The sequence below is a fragment of the Pedobacter sp. genome, assembly GCF_046462515.1.
Lineage (GTDB): Bacteria > Bacteroidota > Bacteroidia > Sphingobacteriales > Sphingobacteriaceae > Pedobacter.
Genome location: NZ_JBKGVD010000004.1, coordinates 13,267 through 32,826 on the forward strand (window position 1 = coordinate 13,267; position 19,560 = coordinate 32,826).

At 36.5% G+C, this 19,560-nt stretch carries 14 protein-coding genes; 5 read left to right on the plus strand and 9 right to left on the minus strand.

Annotated features, from left to right (window positions below; translation table 11 throughout):
* Window positions 1–3: 3 nt before the first annotated feature.
* A complete protein-coding gene (locus ACLHG9_RS03600) occupies window positions 4–840 on the plus strand; it encodes a CheR family methyltransferase (RefSeq protein ID WP_410220158.1) in 837 nt (278 codons plus the stop codon).
* 11 nt (window positions 841–851) lie between these two features.
* Window positions 852–2,444 carry a response regulator gene (locus tag ACLHG9_RS03605; RefSeq protein WP_410220159.1) on the plus strand — a complete coding sequence of 531 codons (1,593 nt, stop codon included), beginning with the start codon at window positions 852–854 and terminating at the stop codon, window positions 2,442–2,444.
* Window positions 2,445–2,528: 84 nt separating this feature from the next.
* Here ACLHG9_RS03605 and pth read toward each other — a convergent pair whose 3' ends face one another.
* From pth to ACLHG9_RS03620, 3 genes are all read right to left on the minus strand, one after another.
* A complete protein-coding gene (pth, locus tag ACLHG9_RS03610; protein ID WP_410220160.1) occupies window positions 2,529–3,089 on the minus strand; it encodes an aminoacyl-tRNA hydrolase in 561 nt (186 codons plus the stop codon).
* A 91-nt stretch (window positions 3,090–3,180) separates the two neighbouring features.
* Complete coding sequence (locus tag ACLHG9_RS03615) at window positions 3,181–3,759, minus strand: 50S ribosomal protein L25/general stress protein Ctc (RefSeq protein ID WP_410220161.1); 579 nt, start codon at window positions 3,757–3,759, stop codon at window positions 3,181–3,183.
* Window positions 3,760–3,846: 87 nt separating this feature from the next.
* Entirely contained in the window at window positions 3,847–4,788 is a 942-nt protein-coding gene (locus tag ACLHG9_RS03620) for a ribose-phosphate pyrophosphokinase (protein ID WP_410220162.1), read from the minus strand.
* Between the two features lie 365 nt (window positions 4,789–5,153).
* Between ACLHG9_RS03620 and ACLHG9_RS03625 the strand changes: the two genes are divergently transcribed.
* On the plus strand, window positions 5,154–8,252 hold the full coding sequence (locus ACLHG9_RS03625) for a DUF2723 domain-containing protein (RefSeq protein ID WP_410220163.1): 3,099 nt from the start codon (window positions 5,154–5,156) through the stop codon (window positions 8,250–8,252).
* A 470-nt stretch (window positions 8,253–8,722) separates the two neighbouring features.
* On the opposite strand, the gene ACLHG9_RS03630 is transcribed toward ACLHG9_RS03625, so the two are convergent.
* The 6 genes from ACLHG9_RS03630 to ACLHG9_RS03655 all read right to left on the minus strand — a co-directional run bounded on the left by ACLHG9_RS03630 (window position 8,723) and on the right by ACLHG9_RS03655 (window position 17,217).
* Entirely contained in the window at window positions 8,723–9,688 is a 966-nt protein-coding gene (locus tag ACLHG9_RS03630) for an acetyl-CoA carboxylase carboxyltransferase subunit alpha (protein ID WP_410220164.1), read from the minus strand.
* A gap of 118 nt (window positions 9,689–9,806) precedes the next feature.
* Complete coding sequence (locus ACLHG9_RS03635; protein ID WP_410220165.1) at window positions 9,807–11,390, minus strand: S10 family peptidase; 1,584 nt, start codon at window positions 11,388–11,390, stop codon at window positions 9,807–9,809.
* A gap of 101 nt (window positions 11,391–11,491) precedes the next feature.
* Window positions 11,492–12,757, minus strand: coding sequence for an ectonucleotide pyrophosphatase/phosphodiesterase (locus tag ACLHG9_RS03640; protein WP_410220166.1), 1,266 nt, complete (start codon window positions 12,755–12,757; stop codon window positions 11,492–11,494).
* Between the two features lie 135 nt (window positions 12,758–12,892).
* Window positions 12,893–14,161 (minus strand): DUF1501 domain-containing protein, encoded by a 1,269-nt coding sequence (locus ACLHG9_RS03645; protein ID WP_410220167.1) that lies wholly within the window; start codon window positions 14,159–14,161, stop codon window positions 12,893–12,895.
* Window positions 14,162–14,170: 9 nt separating this feature from the next.
* Window positions 14,171–16,126: a DUF1800 domain-containing protein gene (locus ACLHG9_RS03650; RefSeq protein ID WP_410220168.1), complete on the minus strand. Its 1,956-nt coding sequence runs from the start codon at window positions 16,124–16,126 to the stop codon at window positions 14,171–14,173.
* A 128-nt stretch (window positions 16,127–16,254) separates the two neighbouring features.
* The gene (locus ACLHG9_RS03655; protein WP_410220169.1) at window positions 16,255–17,217 is read right to left on the minus strand and encodes a hypothetical protein; all 963 of its coding nucleotides are present in this window, start codon (window positions 17,215–17,217) and stop codon (window positions 16,255–16,257) included.
* A 346-nt stretch (window positions 17,218–17,563) separates the two neighbouring features.
* On the opposite strand from ACLHG9_RS03655, the gene ACLHG9_RS03660 reads away from it, so the two are divergent.
* The gene (locus ACLHG9_RS03660) at window positions 17,564–17,758 is read left to right on the plus strand and encodes a hypothetical protein (protein WP_410220170.1); all 195 of its coding nucleotides are present in this window, start codon (window positions 17,564–17,566) and stop codon (window positions 17,756–17,758) included.
* 109 nt (window positions 17,759–17,867) lie between these two features.
* Window positions 17,868–19,556 (plus strand): tetratricopeptide repeat protein, encoded by a 1,689-nt coding sequence (locus ACLHG9_RS03665; protein ID WP_410220171.1) that lies wholly within the window; start codon window positions 17,868–17,870, stop codon window positions 19,554–19,556.
* The last annotated feature ends 4 nt before the right edge of the window (window positions 19,557–19,560 follow it).

The window sequence follows — 19,560 nt, forward strand, 5'->3', positions numbered from 1 at the left end:
CTTATGCAAATTCATACTTCTGGAAATTCAGCTATCTCAGACCAACAGTTTCATGAACTGATTAGTCTAGTATTGAACGTTCATGGATTTGATTTCAATAATTACTCAGAAGCATCCCTAAAAAGACGCATCGTAAGATTAATGATCTTAAAAGGTTATACTTTCTTTGAGCTTTGTAATGAGCTAATTAATCGCACCGATTTTTTTCAGGAATTTTTAGTAGAGGTCACGGTAAATGTTACCGAAATGTTCAGAGATCCGGGTTTTTATAAAGTCATTAATAAGATTGTTATTCCTTATCTAAGCACTTATCAGCATATAAAAATTTGGAGTGCAGGCTGCTCGAGTGGTGAAGAACTTTATTCTTTAGCTATCCTGTTTGATAAAGCGGGTTTATACAAAAGAAGCTTTATATATGGTACTGATATCAATACCAAAGAGCTAGTAACGGCTAAAGAAGGTATTTACGACCTGCAGAAAATGAAGCGATATTCAGAAAACCTTTTGCAGGTGGACGGCAGTTTATCTCTATCCGATTATTATACCGCAAAATATGATGCGGCCTTAATTTCTCGGTCATTAAAGAAAAATATCTTATTTTCGACTCATAATCTGGTTTCAGATGGACCTTTCAATGAGTTTCAGCTGATAACCTGCCGAAATGTATTGATTTACTTTAATGCCGAACTGCAAAAAAAAGTAATTAACCTGTTTTATAATAGCTTAGCTAATTTAGGCTTTTTATGTTTAGGTAGTAAAGAAACAATTAGAGATACCGATATACTGAAAAAACTTAAAGTGGTGGATAAGAAGTTTAATGTATATCAAAAAATAGCATAAACATCAACCGCATGAAAACAATCAACCTGTTAATTATAGACGACAAGCAGGAAAATATCATTGCACTGGAAGCACTCATCAAGAGAAGTGATATTAATATCATTACTACTACCTCGCCTAATGACGCACTACGTATCTGCTGGGAAAAAGATATCGCAATTGCATTGGTTGATGTACAAATGCCTAAAATGAATGGCTTTGAGCTGGTAGAGATCTTAAAGAACAATGTTCGCACAAAAGACATCATGGTAATTTTTGTGACAGCTATTTCTACCGAAGCAAAATATGCTATCAAGGGATTTAATGCAGGAGCCGTAGATTATCTGTATAAACCTTTAGATCCTTATATCACATCTGCAAAAGTAGATGCTTTTATACAGCTTGTACGCACACAACGTGAGATCAAGAAAAAGAACGAGCAACTTGAAAAAATACAGCATGATCTGATCAAAGCTAAAGAAGATGCCGAACAGGGAAAGAGAGCCAAAGAAAACTTTATGGCTAATATGAGCCATGAAATCAGAACCCCTATAAATGGTATTATTGGTTTATTACACCTGCTCAAACAAAGTAGCTTGAACGAAAGTCAGCTTGAGATAGTTAACCTCATTGACGTATCCTCAAGCTCATTGTTAGGCGTAATCAATGATATTCTGGATCTTTCAAAAATAGAAGCTGGGAAATTTAAGATCAGCCTGGCTAAAACCAACATATATGATATTGTAACACAGGCCGCCAATTTATTAAGTGTTAAGGCCAAAGAAAAAAATATAGCCCTCAATTTAGAAATAGACCCTCAATTACCCAAAATCATTATGGCAGATTCGTTACGACTAAGCCAGATTTTCATGAATTTACTGAGCAATGCCATTAAATTTACCAACCAGGGTGAGGTAACATTTAAAATTGAAGTACCTGAAAAGAACAATAATCTGGTACATATTAAATTCATCATTTCAGATACAGGAATAGGTATTTCGAAAGAAAATATAGATACTATTTTTAACACTTTTGAGCAGGCAGACAACATCAGCACCAAAGTTTATGAAGGTACAGGTTTAGGGCTTTCTATTGTAAAGAAGTTAATTGAGCTCAAAGGAGGCCAATTGGAAGTTAACAGCGAATTAGGTAAAGGCAGCACTTTCACTTTTAGCAAATGGTATAAATTTATGGAGGATAATGAAAGTGAAAAAACCGAACAGGAACCACAAACACTCCAGAAATTTGATGGCCTAAAGGTTCTTATAGCTGAAGATAATTCTATAAATGTTTTCTTGATCGTTAAAATATTAAACAACTGGAATATAGAAACCCATGTGGTTACCAACGGGCAGGAAGCCATAGATGCGCTTGCTCAAGATCAGTTTGATCTTATTTTAATGGATACTTACATGCCGGTAATGAATGGTCTTGAAGCCATTAAAAAAATAAGAGAGGGTTATGCCCCTGGTAAAGAAACTATCCCTATTATTACTTTTTCTGCCGGAGTGTTAGATTCTGATAATGAAACTGCTTATAAAGCCGGAGCCAATGATATTATTGGCAAACCGTTTAAAGTGAATGTTCTTCATGAAAAAATAGCCAAATTAACCCAAAAAAGCTAATAATTAGCTAATTGCTACAGGTGATATCCTAAAGCCGGTTCGTCTTAATAATTAAAATTTATTTAGTAAGTAGCATTTTACCGGTTACTGGTTAAACTGGGTCATGGTCATAGCTGGCCCAATAGTAGCAAAACTCTTCACAATAGTTATTGCACGATTAATTAGAACAGGTAGATCCTTTTGCTCATTTTTATCAAATTTGCCCAGTACAAAATCTACTTGTCTTCCTTTAGGAAAATCATCGCCTATACCAAAACGTAAACGGGCATAATTCTGACCTCCACAAACTTCTTCTATGCTTTTTAACCCGTTATGCCCTGCACTGCTTCCTTTTAATTTCAAACGCATTTTACCAAAAGGCAAAGCCAGATCATCAACCAGTACCAAAACATTTTCAGGAGCAATTTTCAGCTCTTTCATCCAATAATTAACGGCTTTACCACTTAAATTCATATAAGTAGTAGGCTTTATTACATGAAGTTTTTTGCCTTTATGACTTACTTCTGCATGATAGGCCAGTCTGCCAAACTCAAAGCTACCCTCAAGAGCCGCAACGAGTTCATCGGCAATGTCAAAACCTATATTATGTCTTGTATTTGCATATTCTGCACCTATATTACCTAAACCTACAATCAGAAATTTCATAGCGTAAAGTTATAAAAATTGATATCCTAATTTTATAAAAACAAAAAACGGCGTAGAAAACCCACGCCGTTCTTTTTGAGAAGTTTTTAAATTATTTTCCTTTAGCAGCGTTTTCAGCTTGTTTTAAAGCTCTTGACATTGCTACAGAAACAATTGTATCTTCTGGAGTATTAGTTACGGTGTAATTTGCCGTAGCAAGATCACGCACACGGAACAAATTACCTACTTCTAATTTCTCAATGCTTACTTCTACTACCTGAGGCATATTTTTAGGTAATGCTTTAACACGTAGTTTACGTAATTTTTGCACCAATTTACCACCCATTTTTACACCTGGGGAAGTTCCAGTTAATTTAACCGGGATTTCCATTGTGATTTCTTTATCGTCAAATAACTCAAGAAAATCAACGTGAACCAAAAGGTCTGTTAAAGGATGAAATTGTAATTCTTTTACGATAGCTTTTGAAGTTTTTCCACCTACGTTAATCTCAACAAAGCTGGCTTCTGGTGAATAAATAGCATCGTTTAGTTCAGTACTGGTGAAAGCAAAATGCACTTGCTCTTTACCTCCGTATAATACGGCCGGAACTTTACCTTGGTAACGAAGCTCTTTAGCATCGCGTTTCCCTACGTTCTCTCTTGGAGAACCGCTAATAGCGATAGTTTTCATTTTTATTTATTTTTAATTGTTAAATGCTCTCAAAAGCGTTTGGCGAAAGGCGATTAGCGTTTTTCGCTCACCGCTTAACGCAAAGCGCTAAACTTTAAAAAGGTCGCTAATTGAACCATGTTCGTTCACATTAGCAATTGCCTTTGCGAATAAAGGGGCTGTACTCAGCACTTTAATTTTACTACATTCTTGCTTTAATGGAATGGTATCGGTTACAATCAGTTCTTCAAGCATTGAGTTTTCTATAGTCTCATAAGCTTTACCTGATAAAACCGGGTGTGTACACACCGCTCTTACACTTTTAGCACCATTTTCCATGATTAATGCAGCTGCTTTAGCTAAAGTACCCGCAGTATCACATATATCGTCTATTAAAACAATATCTTGTCCTGTTACATCACCAATAATAGACATCGATTCTATTTCATTGGCACGTTTACGTCTCTTATCGCAAATCACTACTTCTGCATTAAAGAATTTAGCAAAAGTTCTTGCTCTGTATGAGCCGCCCATATCCGGAGAAGCAATGGTCAGGTTTGCCAAGCCCAAAGCTTTAATATAAGGCACAAAAATTACAGAAGCATCCAAGTGATCTACCGGGATATCAAAAAAACCCTGTATCTGCGCAGCATGTAAATCCATGGTCATGATACGGTTAATTCCTGCTGCTTTTAACAAGTTAGCAACCAATTTAGCACCAATAGCTACACGAGGTTTATCTTTACGATCCTGACGTGCCAAACCATAATAAGGAACTACTGCAGTAATGTAATGTGCCGATGCCCTGCGGGCAGCATCAACCATTAACAAAAGCTCCATCAGGTTATCTGTTGGCTGGTTAGTAGATTGAACAATGAAAACATCGCAACCTCTTATAGACTCATTAAAAGAAGGCTGAAACTCGCCATCGCTAAATTTACTAATGGTTACATCACCAAGAGGTCTGCCGTATTCTTCGGCTATTTTTGCAGCAACAGCTTGTGTACCGCTTCCTGCAAAAATTTTAACTGGGTTAAACTGCAATGGCATGATTTATCGATATCAATGCGGGTTAAAAAAAATCGGATTGTGAATATTCACAATCCGAAACGTTTGTTGTCCGACCTGGATTCGAACCAAGACTAAATGAACCAAAATCACTTGTACTACCCTTATACTATCGGACAATCAATTTCAAAACCTTCGTCCCGAAATGGAATGCAAATGTACGTACTTTTTTATTTTATGCAAATAATATTGACAAAAATTTTCACTGCTTTTTCTAATCCACTTATAATCACCTTTATTTCTAGTTAATATTTGTTAAAAAGGGTCTAGCATAACCCGTATGTCAATCTATTTTTTTATTTTCGGCAGCATTTATAATTACCAACAAAGTATTTTACTTCAAAAGTATGAACTATTCAAAAGTAAATAATATAGTAGGCTGGATATGCTTTGCTATTGCAGCTATTTGCTACACATTAACATTAGAACCATCATCCAGTTTCTGGGATTGTGGTGAGTTTATTGCTTCCGCATTCAAAATGCAGATTGTACACCAGCCTGGAGCTCCTTTGTTCTTAATGATCGAAAGATTTTTCTCTTTACTAGCCTTTGGCGATGTAAAAAAGATTGCCTATTTCATGAACTTTGGCTCTGGAATAGCAAGTGCAGCAACTATTTTATTTCTATTCTGGACCATTACTGCCCTGGTTAAAAAAGTACTCATCAAAAAGGGTGAAGAAATCAGCAAGACAAATTTAATTACCATCATGGGAGCAGGTGCCGTAGGCGCATTGGCTTATGCTTTCTCAGACAGCTTCTGGTTCTCGGCAGTTGAAGCAGAAGTATATGCACTTTCATCGCTTTTCACCGCAATTGTATTCTGGGCAATCTTAAAATGGGAAGCCATTGCTGATGAGCCAAGAGCCGACAGATGGTTATTGTTTATTGCCTACACCATGGGCCTTTCAATAGGTATCCACTTATTAAACTTACTAACCATACCTGCTATAGCTTTTGTTTACTATTTCAAGAGAACAGACAAACCTACTACAGCAGGCATCTTCAAAACTCTTATTATTGGTATCTTAATTCTAGCTTTTGTACAATACGGTATTATACAGTATCTGGTTAAATTTGGAGCTTACTTTGACCTATTCTTTGTAAATACCTTAGGCTTAGGTTTTGGCAGTGGCGTACTTGTTTTTTCAGTCCTTCTTATCGGTAGTTTGGTTTGGGGCATACTTTATTCTATTAAACACAGAAAAAAAGTATTAAATTTAGCTTTACTTTCTGTAGTACTTATTATTTTTGGTTATGGATCTTTTGCCATGATCCTAATTAGAGCACAGGCAAAACCAAACTTAAACAACAGTGATCCTGATAACGCATTCTCTTTCTTAGGGTATCTAAACCGTGAACAATATGGCGATCAGCCTTTACTTTTTGGCCCTAACTATAATTCAATACCTCAATATGAAGAAGACGGAAGTCGTCCTATTTATAAAGATACAGGTAAAAGCTATCGTAAAGGAGAAAAGAAATACGAAGTTTCAGGGATTAAAAGAAAAACTATTTATGGCGAAAACACCAATTTCCCTGATAGTATCCGTCGCCTACAGCATGAAGTATTATTCCCGAGGATGTATAGCGATGAACAAAGACATATCAACTACTATAAGGATTTAATGGGCTTTGACGACCAGCATTTTCCTTCTTTCTTTGACAATTTAAGTTTCTTTATACGCCATCAGGTTGGCTTTATGTATATGCGTTACTTCCTATGGAATTTTGCGGGCCGCCAAAATGAAATACAAGGTCAGGGCAGTTTATATGAAGGACAGTGGATCAGTGGTATTAAACCTATAGATTCAATGCTTTATGGCGACCAAACCAATCTTCCTCCATCCATAAAAGAAAGTAACGCGTATAACAGGTATTTCTTTTTACCTCTTATTTTAGGCGTATTGGGTGCAGTATGGCACTTTAAGCGCAAACCCGGAGACGCCGGCATTATCGGCCTCTTATTTTTCTTTACGGGTATCGCTATTGTAATATACCTTAACCAGAAACCTTTAGAGCCTCGTGAAAGGGATTATGCTTATGTAGGTTCTTTCTATGCTTTTGCTATCTGGATTGGTATTGGTGTAGTAGCTATCAAAGAATGGATATTTAAAAAACTAAATGCAAAAAATGCCGCCATAGCCGCTATTGTGGTTTCTATGTTTGCTGCGCCTATACTTATGGCTCAACAAGGCTGGAAAAGCCATGACCGCTCTACTAAAATGGTAGCCCATGATATTGCAGTGAGTTATTTACAATCCTGCGCTCCTAATGCCATTTTGTTTACTTATGGCGATAATGATACTTATCCGCTTTGGTACGCGCAGGAAGTAGAAAACATAAGACCTGATATCAGATTAGTGAACTTAAGCTTATTTGATACCGATTGGTATATCAATAACTTGCAAAGAAAGGTACATGAATCTGAAGCCTTACCTTTATCGATGAAAGAGCCTCAGTATGTGAGTGGGGTTAGAGATGTAATGTACCATAAAGATATGGGCATTAAAGATCCTGTTGAACTTAAACAAATTGTTGATCTTTTATTATCAGACGACCCTAATGACATGTTACCACTAAGCGATGGTAGCAAGTCTAATTTTATTCCTACAAAAAATTTCAAGTTAACGGTTAATGCTGATGATGTGATCAAAACACAAACATTACCGGAAAGTGAGAGAAATAAGATTGTTCCTGCTATAGAGTGGACCTTTAACAAACCTTATGTAACCAAAGGTACTTTGGCCATGTTTGATATTTTAGCCCATAATAACTGGAAACGTCCTATTTATTTCTGCAGCACTATACCTAGCGAACAGTTTAATGGTTTGGATAAATATTTATACAGCGAAGGTCTTGCTCTAAGGTTACTGCCTTTACAACCTGATACCAGTGCATTAGAAAGGGGCGAAACTCAGGTAAATGTTAACCCTATGTATGACCATATAATGAACAAGTTCTTATGGGGTAATATTAAAACTGCAAAATATTTGGATGAGCAGTCGGCAGACGATATCGCCATTTTCAATAACATGTTTAATAACCTTACTTCTGCATTAATTAAAGATGGTCGTTTAGAAGATGCTAAAAAAGTAATGAAAAAATATGATGAAGTTATGCCTACACGTATTTATGGCTTTAGAAATGTAATGGCTATACCAACAATGGCACAAAATCTATATATTTTAGGCGAAACGGACCGCGCCAATAAGCTTATCGAGAAATATGCTGATTATGTACAGAAAGAAATTACCTATTTGGCAGACGTTTCTGCAAGCAAGAAAACCATTATAGGAGGTCAGAACATACAAATTGGGTTAATGTACGGTTTAGATCCTATGGAAAAAGTTGCTGCTCAGTATAAACAAACTCAGTTAGCTGATAAATTAAAAAAACAATACGAAGCTTTATACGGAAGATTTAACCAATTCTTCTCTAATCAGTAAGCCAAAATCGACAATATAAAAAAGCCCTGTTCATATGAACAGGGCTTTTTGTTTACAACTATTTTTTTTTAGAAACGAAACCATCTTTGAAGATGCTGAAACGAGTTTAGTATGATGTGTATTGTAATTGGCGTCACCCTCATCATACAGTAGCTGCTAAGCAAATTTATTTTCAAGGTCTATATAATATCATTATTCTAAATTAAAGTAAGCTTTAGATAATGCTATATATTACCAACACCAGTCTCGCTATGTTTTAGCCAGCAAGGGTTTAGTCCTTTTGTACCAAAAGTTCAAGACTGCTTATTAAAGATGATAGGCCAAATTGCGCATGCCGAAAAATAACTCAAAGCAGAAGTGCTAAGACAAACTCTACAGAAGAGAAGATGAGTAGTATTAAACCAGAAAAAAGGGGCATAAAAAACTGCCTCAAACCAAGTATTTGAGGCAGTCTGTATATATTTTAGAATTTAACCTTCGTTAACTACGCCCATTGCACAGAACTTATCTATACGTTTAGAAACCAATTTTTCTACTGACATAGATTTCAGCTCTTTAAGATCAGAAACAATATGTTGTTTAAGGTTGGCTGCCATCCATTCAGGATCTTGGTGCGCACCTCCCAATGGTTCTTTTACTATTCCGTCAATTAGTCCGTTTTTAAACATATCCTCTGAGGTTAATTTAAGACACTCAGCTGCTCGTTCTTTAAAATCCCAACTCCGCCATAAAATAGAAGAACATGATTCAGGAGAAATTACCGAATACCATGTATGCTCAAGCATATATACTTTATCACCGATACCAATGCCTAAAGCTCCTCCAGATGCACCTTCTCCCACAATGAAGCAAAGAATTGGTACTTTTAAAACCGACATTTCTAACAGGTTACGGGCAATAGCTTCTCCCTGTCCTCTTTCTTCTGCCTCCAAACCCGGGTAAGCGCCCATGGTATCAATGAAAGTAATAACCGGTTTATTAAACTTTTCAGCCAAATGCATTAACCGCAAAGCTTTACGGTAACCTTCAGGATTGGCCATGCCAAAATTATGAAACTGCCGCTCTTTGGTATTTTTTCCTTTCTGGTGACCAATGATCATTACCGTTTGTCCGGCAATAGTAGCAAAACCACCTACAATAGCTTTATCGTCTTTAACAGTTCTGTCGCCGTGTAACTCAATAAAGTCATCGCAAATCATTTTGATATAATCTAAAGTTTGCGGGCGTTCTGGATGACGTGACATTTGAACTTTCTGCCACCCCGTTAAATTGTTATATAGCGATTGGCTTGTGTCTGCTACCTTTTTATTCAGTTCATCTATAGTTGCCGACATATCAACTTTGGTTTTTTCTGCAATCTGCTTTACCTTATCTATTTGCTGAATTAAATCAGTTAAAGGCTTTTCAAAATCAAAAGATGTTTTTATCTGTTCCATATTGGGGCTGTAAAAGTAAGCATTTATCAGCAAAGATGTTGCAATAAATTTATTCTTAAACAGTCTGAACTAATTCAGGCCAATCGCTTATATATTTAAATCAGTACTTAAGCTTAAATTAGAACTTTGCTGATTGGTTAGGCGCTGGCAAAGAATCCTTTATAAACTCACGGATATGATCATTGGCTGCAGCTAAATCAGGTTTACGCAGATACATCATGTGTCCGCTTTCATAACCTTTCCAGCTCATGCGATCTTTTAATTTACCATTCAAATCCATTTGCCACATGTTGTATTTGGCATTAAAATAATCGCAGGCACCATCATAATATCCCGATTGTACCATTAAATGTAAATAAGGGTTTTGAGCCATAGCTGCACGTAAATTCTCACCAGTTCTGTTACCTGTATTGTCCCATGGATATACCGGGCCAAACATATTGTATTTTAAATCGGTTTTGTAATTAAGTGCATTACGCAGATACATATTAATAGCCGGTGTAAATGAGTGCAACCACGAAGTAAGTTCAGCATTATAATCCGGTCTCTCGCCGCCATCAGATTTATCAATACCTCTATATCTTGAATCTAACCTGCCCACCGTATAGCCTTTATCTCTTAGCAATTCTTTCCAGAATAGATTTGTAGAAACATCCAGGTTATTTTGTAAGATAACTTTTTCGCTCAGGCCAGAATATCTTGCCATTTTAGCTGCTATTTTCTGTTTATCAGAAGCCGATAAAAAACCACCCTTTGCAATGGCCGGTAATAACTCATCGATTGTAAATTTTTCTACCTCGGGTAGCATATCTGTTAATTTTTTGCTTTGCAGATCGGCAGCTAAAGCTTTATGATACCATGCTGTTGCGGCAAAATAAGGTAAACGGAGGGCCGCATCTGTAGTTACACCTCGTTCTATACCCAATTCTGTAGGTGATACCAGAATTACACCATTAAGGTACATCCAGTGATTGCTCTGTAATTCTAAAGCTAATCCAGATACTCTTGTTGTTCCATAACTCTCTCCTATCAGATATTTTGGAGAAGCCCATCTATTGGTACGGGTTACAAATGTATTGATCCACTCGGCCAGATATTTAACATCTTGTCTTACACCAAAAAATTGATTGGTTGGAATATCTTTGCTTACTGTTCTTGAATAACCTGTATTTACCGGATCTATATATACAATATCCGCAATATCTAAGATAGAATTTGGATTATCTTTATATCCGTAAGGTTGTACCGGATAACCTTCATCATCAATATTTAATACTACCGGCCCTGTATAAGCAATATGCATCCATACAGAAGCAGATCCCGGACCTCCATTAAAAGAAATGATCAAAGGGCGACTATCCTTATTCTGAACATCAGTTCTTTCATAATAAGTATAAAAAAGCCCTGCAATAGGTTTGCCTTCTTCATTCCACACCGGCAAGGTACCAGCTGTTGCCTTATAAGGGATAGACTTACCTTTTATTGTTACCGTATGTTGTGTAACAACAGAACTTTCAGGCACTATAGTCCTCGAGTTTACATTTTGGTTAGTTCGGGGTGCAGCTTCTTCTTTTTGCTCTGTAGATGCAGGTGAAGCGGTATTTGCAGGTCTTGACTGTTGAGGTCTGGCTCCTTGTTGCGCATTTACAACAGCCACATTTGCAGCCATTGCAAAGATCATAATTTTGAAAATCTTCTTCATTGTTCAGTCTTAGTCATTTAAGTTAATGAAGTTAAATTTATCAAAATGAAAGTCTGAATCTGTTTACGCACGAAAATTTTACGAAACGTAATTCTGATTTATTACTTCAATATATCTTTAAGCACCCGGATATTACCATCTATTTGATGTTGATAAGGCAATCCTAGTATTTTAGCAATTAAAGGATAAACGTTCACGTTTTCAAAAGGAGGTATTTTTATACCTTTTTTAAAAGCCGGTCCCCAGGCATAAAAAGTAGCCCTCATTTGAGGCATATCATTATCATAGCCATGTTTACCAATGGTTATTTTCTTACCTATATCAAATACCTGAGGATAATGAGGCACTAAAATAATATCGCCAATGCGCCCTAATTTATCTTGTTTATTAGAAAAATGCCATTTCTCAGGTGTATTATCGGCCAAATACACATCAAAATTCTTTGCTTCTTCTTTTAATTTCTCATAGGTAGGTTGTATATCTTTTTTATCTTTTGCATATACATGCAAAAGTACCCCATCATCTAAGGGAATAATAAATTTAGCCGTATCAATGGCAGCTGGAAAAGGAATTGCATTTTGTGTGTTTACTGTAGTCATTCCATGATCTGAAACCAGTATAAAATTTACAGGCAGGCCAGATTGCTTACCTATCTCTGCCATTTTACCAATAGTTTCGTCAATCAGCCTTACAGCTTCTCCACTCTCTTTAGATTCAGGCCCAAAATGATGACCAGCATAATCTACCTGAGGAAAATACCAGGTAATGAGATGGGGCCTTTTATCTTCAGGCAAAGCCAACCATTCTGCAAGAGCTTTCAACCTGTCATCCATAGCTATTTTTTCATTATACATATACCAGTAAGTTGGTCTGTAACCAGCTATGGCACTTTCAGAACCTGTCCAATAGAAACTCGCCGAAAGCATATGGTTTTTTTCGGCCAGAGACCATATCGGAATTCCATTATACCAAGTACTGTCTTGAACAGCATTTTTATATCTCTTGTTATAAACTTGTTTTTTTTGCGGGTCAAAAAAACTGTTATTTACTAAACCATGATGTGATGGATACATACCTGTAACCAAAGTATAATGATTTGGAAAAGTCAAAGTTGGAAATGAAGGTTTCATGTACTCGGCCTGTACCCCGGTACCTCTTAATTCTTTCAGATGTGAGGCATTAAACCTATCTACTAAATCCCACCGCAAACCATCAACCGATATATATACTACATACGGTTTTGCATACTGATCAACCGTGTTTTTTCTATTGGGTTCTACCTGTTGGATGAGCTCCTGAGCACCACATATCTCAAACGAAAATAATATGGATAACAGAACTAAACTTCTTAAAAAGATTTTCTTCATGGTATAAAAACTGGAAGGCTAAAATACGTTACCCGTCAAACAATAATGCAATAAAAATATAAAATGCAATGATGGATTACCGTTATCCATAAAAATAACCGTAAACCCATTGCATTAGTTTATAAAACCAGGTTTTTAAATTTTCATCATGCCTATATGATTACCAGCAAAATCAGGGAAAAGAACTTTATCATTATTAATTCCCAGGTGCAGGTCGGCAACTTCACTAAAAACACTCCTAAAATCTGTAGTAACAGCTAAATCTCTTCCATCTTCAAGGTTTTCTTTAGCCAGCGGATTTACGGTACCATGTACCATACCACCTTTTACATCATTGCCTAAAATAAAGTTACATGATGCTCGTCCATGATCCGTTCCCCCTGTACCATTCTGAGCTACCGTACGGCCAAACTCAGTCATGGTCATTACGGTAACCTGATCCTGGTATTTTTCAAGATCGTTCCAAAAAGCCATAATACTATTACTCAGATCATTTACATTTCTGGCAAAAATACCGGTATCTGTGCCTTGGTTAAAATGGGTATCCCAACCTCCAGATTCTGCAAACGCAACTTCCATCCCCACATCCATTTTAATTAATTGTGCTATCTGCTTTAGTGAATTTCCTAAGGTTGAGGTAGGATATACCACATTATTCTCGGGTTTATATGCAGCTACATTGGTTTTATTCAACATGTTAATTGCCTCAAAACTTTCTTTTCCGGTAGTTTTTAACAAACCTGATGAAGTCTGGTCATATAAGTCTTCAAAGCTTTTTGATGCCAGATTTGCTCCTTTAGGATTACCTCTTAACTGGATGTTAAATTCGGAAAGATTTCTGATCGCTACCGCAGCGTTATCACCGTAAAAAGAGCGAGGTAAAGAAGAAGTTAAACTCACTGCCTGAAAAGGTGTAACGGCTTCATGTCCCAATAAACCTACTGCCCTGTTTAACCATCCAGATGTGGTTCCTTTCTTAAAAGGCGTGCCAGATTCCATAAAATCCTGCGCATCAAAATGTGAACGTGTATTATTTGGCGACCCTATGCCATGAACTATAGCCAGTCTTTTATCTTTAAATACCTGTTCAAAAGCACTCATCGAAGGGTGCAATCCATATCTTCCGTCCAGATCAATCAGCGATTTTCCTTTTGAATTGCTCGCAGCAGACATAAACAATGTAGGGCGAGCAGCCTGCAAATACTGATCATTGAAAGGTGTAACTGCCATTAAACCATCCATTGCACCTCTTTGAAAAATACATACCAATATTTTTTTCTTTTTAAATAACAAAGGACGGGTTGTAGCCGCAACGGCTTCTGCTAAAAATCCGGGAATACCGCCCAAACTTATGCCAAATAGTGCTAAGCCTCCGGCTTTTATAAATCCTCTTCTGGTAACCATAATTTTAAATTATTTACGTTGAAATTCTGGAGAGCCAATAATTACCCCTACAACCTGTGCTAACATAGTACTGTTTCCTACCTGTTGCCTTACTACCGGATTTTCCATCGCTTTTTTACCTTTTCCGGGTTTCATCTTCTCTGTATCAGCTGTATTCTGCATACTGTCAGTATTATTCTGATTATTTTTTGCAGCGGCATCAGCCACTTTTTGTTGCAGCTCCGGATCATTTAGCATCGGCTTTAAACGATCTATAGTCTTGTCTAAATCTCTTTCGGGCATAATAAGTTTGCTGTAGGTTTCTAAAGCAGAAACTGCGCTTTCAGGCTCATGATTATCGTTTAAAGCCAGTAAGTTAATGTTGATCCCCGGTATTTTTTGTGAGGCAAAAGCCAAACCAAAATTCATCCGGTTTAACAAAGATCCGGTATTGATCCAATATTGCCCTCTATCAGGAAAACCAGTAGGAGCTTGGTAATAATACATTTGTTGTCCCATTCTATTAATCCAGGTGTAAAGCTGATAAGGTTGAGAAATATCCGCATTCAAGCTACGTACTGTACTTATAGCCAGCTCAAACGGCGATTTTGTTTTTTCTCTTAAGGCTTCCTTAGACCAGAATTCTGGAGAGTTTACCATGGCAATAATCACATCTTTGATGTTACCATTTTTAGCTAAAAATGTCTTGGCCATTTTATCTACAAGACTTTGGGGTGGATTATCATTTACAAATCTCGTTGCAATTTTTTTAGAGATAAAGTTAGCTGTTGATTTATGATGGGCCAGCATTTCTAAAAGTGCTTCGCCTTCTTCATATCCGCCGCCCGCTTCAAATTTCCTTCCCAAAACTGTTTTTTCTCCGTTATCATGCCTGTTCATGGCAAAGAAAAAATCACCATCAATTACAAAACCCTTGTTGCGCAAATTATTTTCACCAATACGGTCTATGATTTTTTGTGTTGCGGCTCCATATCCTTCGTTGCCCATAGGCGCAACGGTCCAGCCTGTTAAAATTCTGGCCGCTTCTGTTACGTCATTTTGGGTATATCCACCATCAACACCTAAAGTATGCAGCTCCATAACTTCACGGGCATAATTTTCGTTTAGCCCTCCGTTACCTTTTCGTTGTTGACGTGCCTGTAAAAATCGTTTTTGAATATTCTCTTTTATTTTTTGTCGCTGCTCAACACTTATCGCACCCACATTCTCTGTACCTGGTAGCGGTACATTTATACCCGAACTTGAAAAGTTATCTAGATACATCAACATGGCGGGAGATTTTGCTGTCTTCAACAATAACTGATCAAAATCGCCAAATACGTTCGGACGTATCACATCTCGCTCATAAGCAGGCACAAAAATGGCGCATTGATTTTTGTTCAATGCCACATTAAAATGATTGAACCAGAAATCGGTCATGATCTCACGAAACTGGTTTTTAGTATAAGCCGCTCTTAAAATTTTCTGATTAATCAACTGACGGAATAATTCACCTTGCGGCCGGTAACCTTTATCTTTCATAAAGGCGGCCACAGCTTCTCTCTGATATTTATTATTACCGTTATTTACTGAATCTTTATTTACATAACCTTCATTTATGGCCATCCTATTGATCCTTGCCGGTTGCGGAAAAGCATTTTCTGCTTCTTTGTTGGTGAGATTGATGGCATCGTATGAGCTTAGCATTCCATTCAGTTCTTCATCTTTGGCATCTCCTTCTAATTGCTCCTTTAGCCATTTATCCAGACCTTTTTTAACTACCTCTTCCACTTCTCCAACTTTAGCCCCATAAGTAAAGCGACTAAGCAAATGTGCCGCAGCTTCTTCTTTGGTTAAACCAGCTGCTTTGTAAGGCATATTTAATTTATTATCTGCATTTGATTCTGCTCTTACAAAGGAACAAAAGGCGATAATCAGTGCAAATAAAGAGAGCACAAGAGAAGGGGTTCGGTTATAGGTTGTCATAATGTATTGTTTATACTGAACTATAGACAATTAACAAGACGTAAAGATTAATGAATTAGTACTTTTTTATTAAAAAAGTTAAGGATAGACGAAAAGAGAAATGTGTAGTAGTTTATGGTGCTATGAATTTATTGATCTTTAGATCTTAGCTCCTGATCATATATGTATTGGGATAAACGACTTAATTTTCTTTTGTGAATAGGGTGAACGCCTTTGGCAGTAAAAAAATCAAAAGTTTTTTGGTGTTTCAGATACCAAATCTTTCCTATTGATCTTTCTGTTATTGTATCTATTCTTGTAATCTTTTTAAAATTCTTCAATAAAAATGTATCCAATGCAATTTTGTCAATATCAGCCGCTAACTTAATGTCACACTCTATTGCTTCATAATGATCTCCTTTCCAGTACATACATTGTTTACCTGTAATATTGCCATCGGTTAAACGATTAACAACAAATCCTAAGGAACCAAAAAGCAACACAAGAAGCAAAGTAAATACAGATTTCTTTTTGTTAATGGTCTTTGAAAAAAACGACCTTTTGACCTCAACATCCTCATTCTCTCCCATTTCTTCAGCTTCCTTAACTGGGTTCTTCCCGGCCGTTTCCTTTGTCTCTGTATCTACTTCCTTAGATTCAATATTCTCTCCATTTTCTGTTTCCTGATTACTTTTTATAGGCTCAGCTACTGGAACTTCTTTATCTTCTGTTACCGGATCCTTTTCTTCTCCCATACTATACTCTTTCCCAAATTCATAAGGTCTTTCTTTAAAATCTATCAATAAAGCAGCGAGGTGTACTTGTTTATCATCAGGGTTATCTGTTTGCCCTTTTAAGAATTTAATCACTGGCCTAAACTTATCGATCTCAATTCTCTTTACAGCTTTTGCATAAGCCGCTGCATTTTCCTGGTGACCAAAGAAAAGCTCCAGTGTTTGTTTATCCCTCAGGTCAAATCTTTCATTCAGATATTGAATTAATTCTTCTTTTATACTCGCAGGAGTAGGTTCCAGCAAACGAAATGACAATGGTCCTGCAGCTTTCTTCCTGAGATAAGTTTGCAATATAACTTGCTTATAAGTTGAAAACATGAAATAGGGTTTTGAACGAAAATACTCCTGAATATAAAGATTTTATTACGGTTTTCCGGATTCCTATCGGAAATATCAGCAACATCGGAACCACTTACCAATCAAGCGCTTAACACATCACAATTTTGTTTTCGAAATCTGAAGTGAGGTATATGTATTACCCGATCCAAAGAAATCACCCGAGCAGTAACAGGCAGAAAAATTTGGTTGACCTGGGAAGCAAACAAGTCTTTCCGCTCAAGCTGCTCAAAAACCTTCCCAACAAAGCGGCGCCGCTTAAAACTGCAGCAAGCTACCGATAGGGTTCGGTATGCCCTGCCATTAAGCAAAAATTATTTCTAAAATTATGTTACCATTAATAATTGCCATTTTATTGGGATTGGCATCCCCTTTACAAAATTCTTGCAGAAACCATCATGGTTCTAGTTCAGTAGCTACCACTAACGATACGCCTCCTCCCCCACCAGAAGATGGCGGAACGGATGGCGATGGAGGTGGCCACAATGGAGATAATGGCCATCTCCCACCACCAAGACCATAATTATTCATTACCAGCCGGGTGTACTCATTAAGTTGCACCCGGTTTTTATATAATTGCTTAATCTATATAATGTATTGTTTTTTCTTATTTTAGACAAAAACAAAAAACATTGAAACGCATCTTAATATACTTTTTATTCTTAGTTGGTTTATTGTCACTAACCTGCACACCAACAAATACTCCACACAAAACAAAGCCCATTCTATCTAAACCCAATCCATTAACTGAAAAAGCATACCTCTTATTAGATTCAAAAAAAGAAGACAGTGCATTTAAGGTTTTTAATGAGGTCAAAGATGTTTATCTTAAAAAGAAAGACAGTTTTATGGTGGCTAGCACATTAACTAATATGGCTTATATTGCTAATGAAGCTGGAGATAGTTTCAGTGCTCAGGAATTTAATATAGAAGCATTAAAGTTTTTGAATAAAAAAAACCCGAAACATCATGATTACATTGCTTCTAATCTAAATAATTTAGGAATGGTTACCTATGATTTAAAGAAGTATAAAGAAGCTATTAATTTTTATTCACAAGCGGCTTCTTTTATAAAAGATAGCTCAAGCCTACATATAACAAAAAACAACATTGCCAATTCATACCGAGAAGAAGGAAACTATGCTCTTGCCATTAAACTTTATCAAGAAATCTTGGTAAGAAATCCAAATGATGAAACCAAAGCTAGGGTGCTCACTAATCTCACAAAAACCCAATGGTTGCAACAACCCAGTTTTAATCCGATTCCTAATTATTTAGCGGCTTTGGCTATTCGTAAACATATTGGTGATTTATGGGGACAAAATTCCAGTTATTCTCATTTATCAGACTATTACCTTAAAACAAAACCAGACTCTGCTCTATACTATAGTAGGTTAATGTACAAATTAGCTTTAATATTAAAAAATCCAGATAATGAACTGGAAGCTTTAGATAAACTAACAGAATTAGATGCATCAAAAAGATTAGGCTATTTTAAACGCTACCGACAATTAAGAGATAGTTTATCTAATGCACGCAATACCGCTAAAAATCAATTTGCCCTTATTCAGTACGAAACTGAAAAGCATAAATCTGAAAAAATTAGATTAGAGAAAGAAAACGCTCAAAAAAAATATGAAATAGCGCGTAGAACTACGGCTTTATGGATAACTATTTTAGCTACCATAGTCACTGTAATTGGTGGCATTATTTTCTACCGAAAACGCAAGCAGCGATTGACAGAACAGGCTGAAAAATCTATACGGGAAAATAAATTAAAAATATCTAAAGAAATTCATGATGTGGTAGCTAATGGCTTGTACCGAATGATGTCAAACGTTGAATACGGGGACGAGATCAACAAAGATCGCTTGGTTGGTCAAATGGAAGACCTTTACCTTAAATCACGAAATATCTCTCATTCTGTGATAGCTCAACCCGGTGATTTTCTTGAGCGGTTAACCGGATTGATTTCTTCATTTTCAAATACCAACAGGAAAATTGTTACGGTTGGATTAGACGAAAGTATCAATAAAATAAGCGAGTCTGTTAAAGATGAAATCTTTCTAGTCTTACAGGAATTATTGGTTAACATGAATAAACATAGTCAAGCCAGCCATGTGGTATTACGTTTTGTATTACAAAGTAAACACCTGGAAATAAATTACCGGGATAATGGAATAGGTATTCATATAACCCCTATCGAGGGTATAGGTTTACGCAATACGGAAACCCGTATCACAAGTTTAAAAGGAGTATTTACTTTTGAAAATCATGAGAGTGGCGGACTTAAGGTTAAGGTTCTCATCCCATTAAGCTAATTTA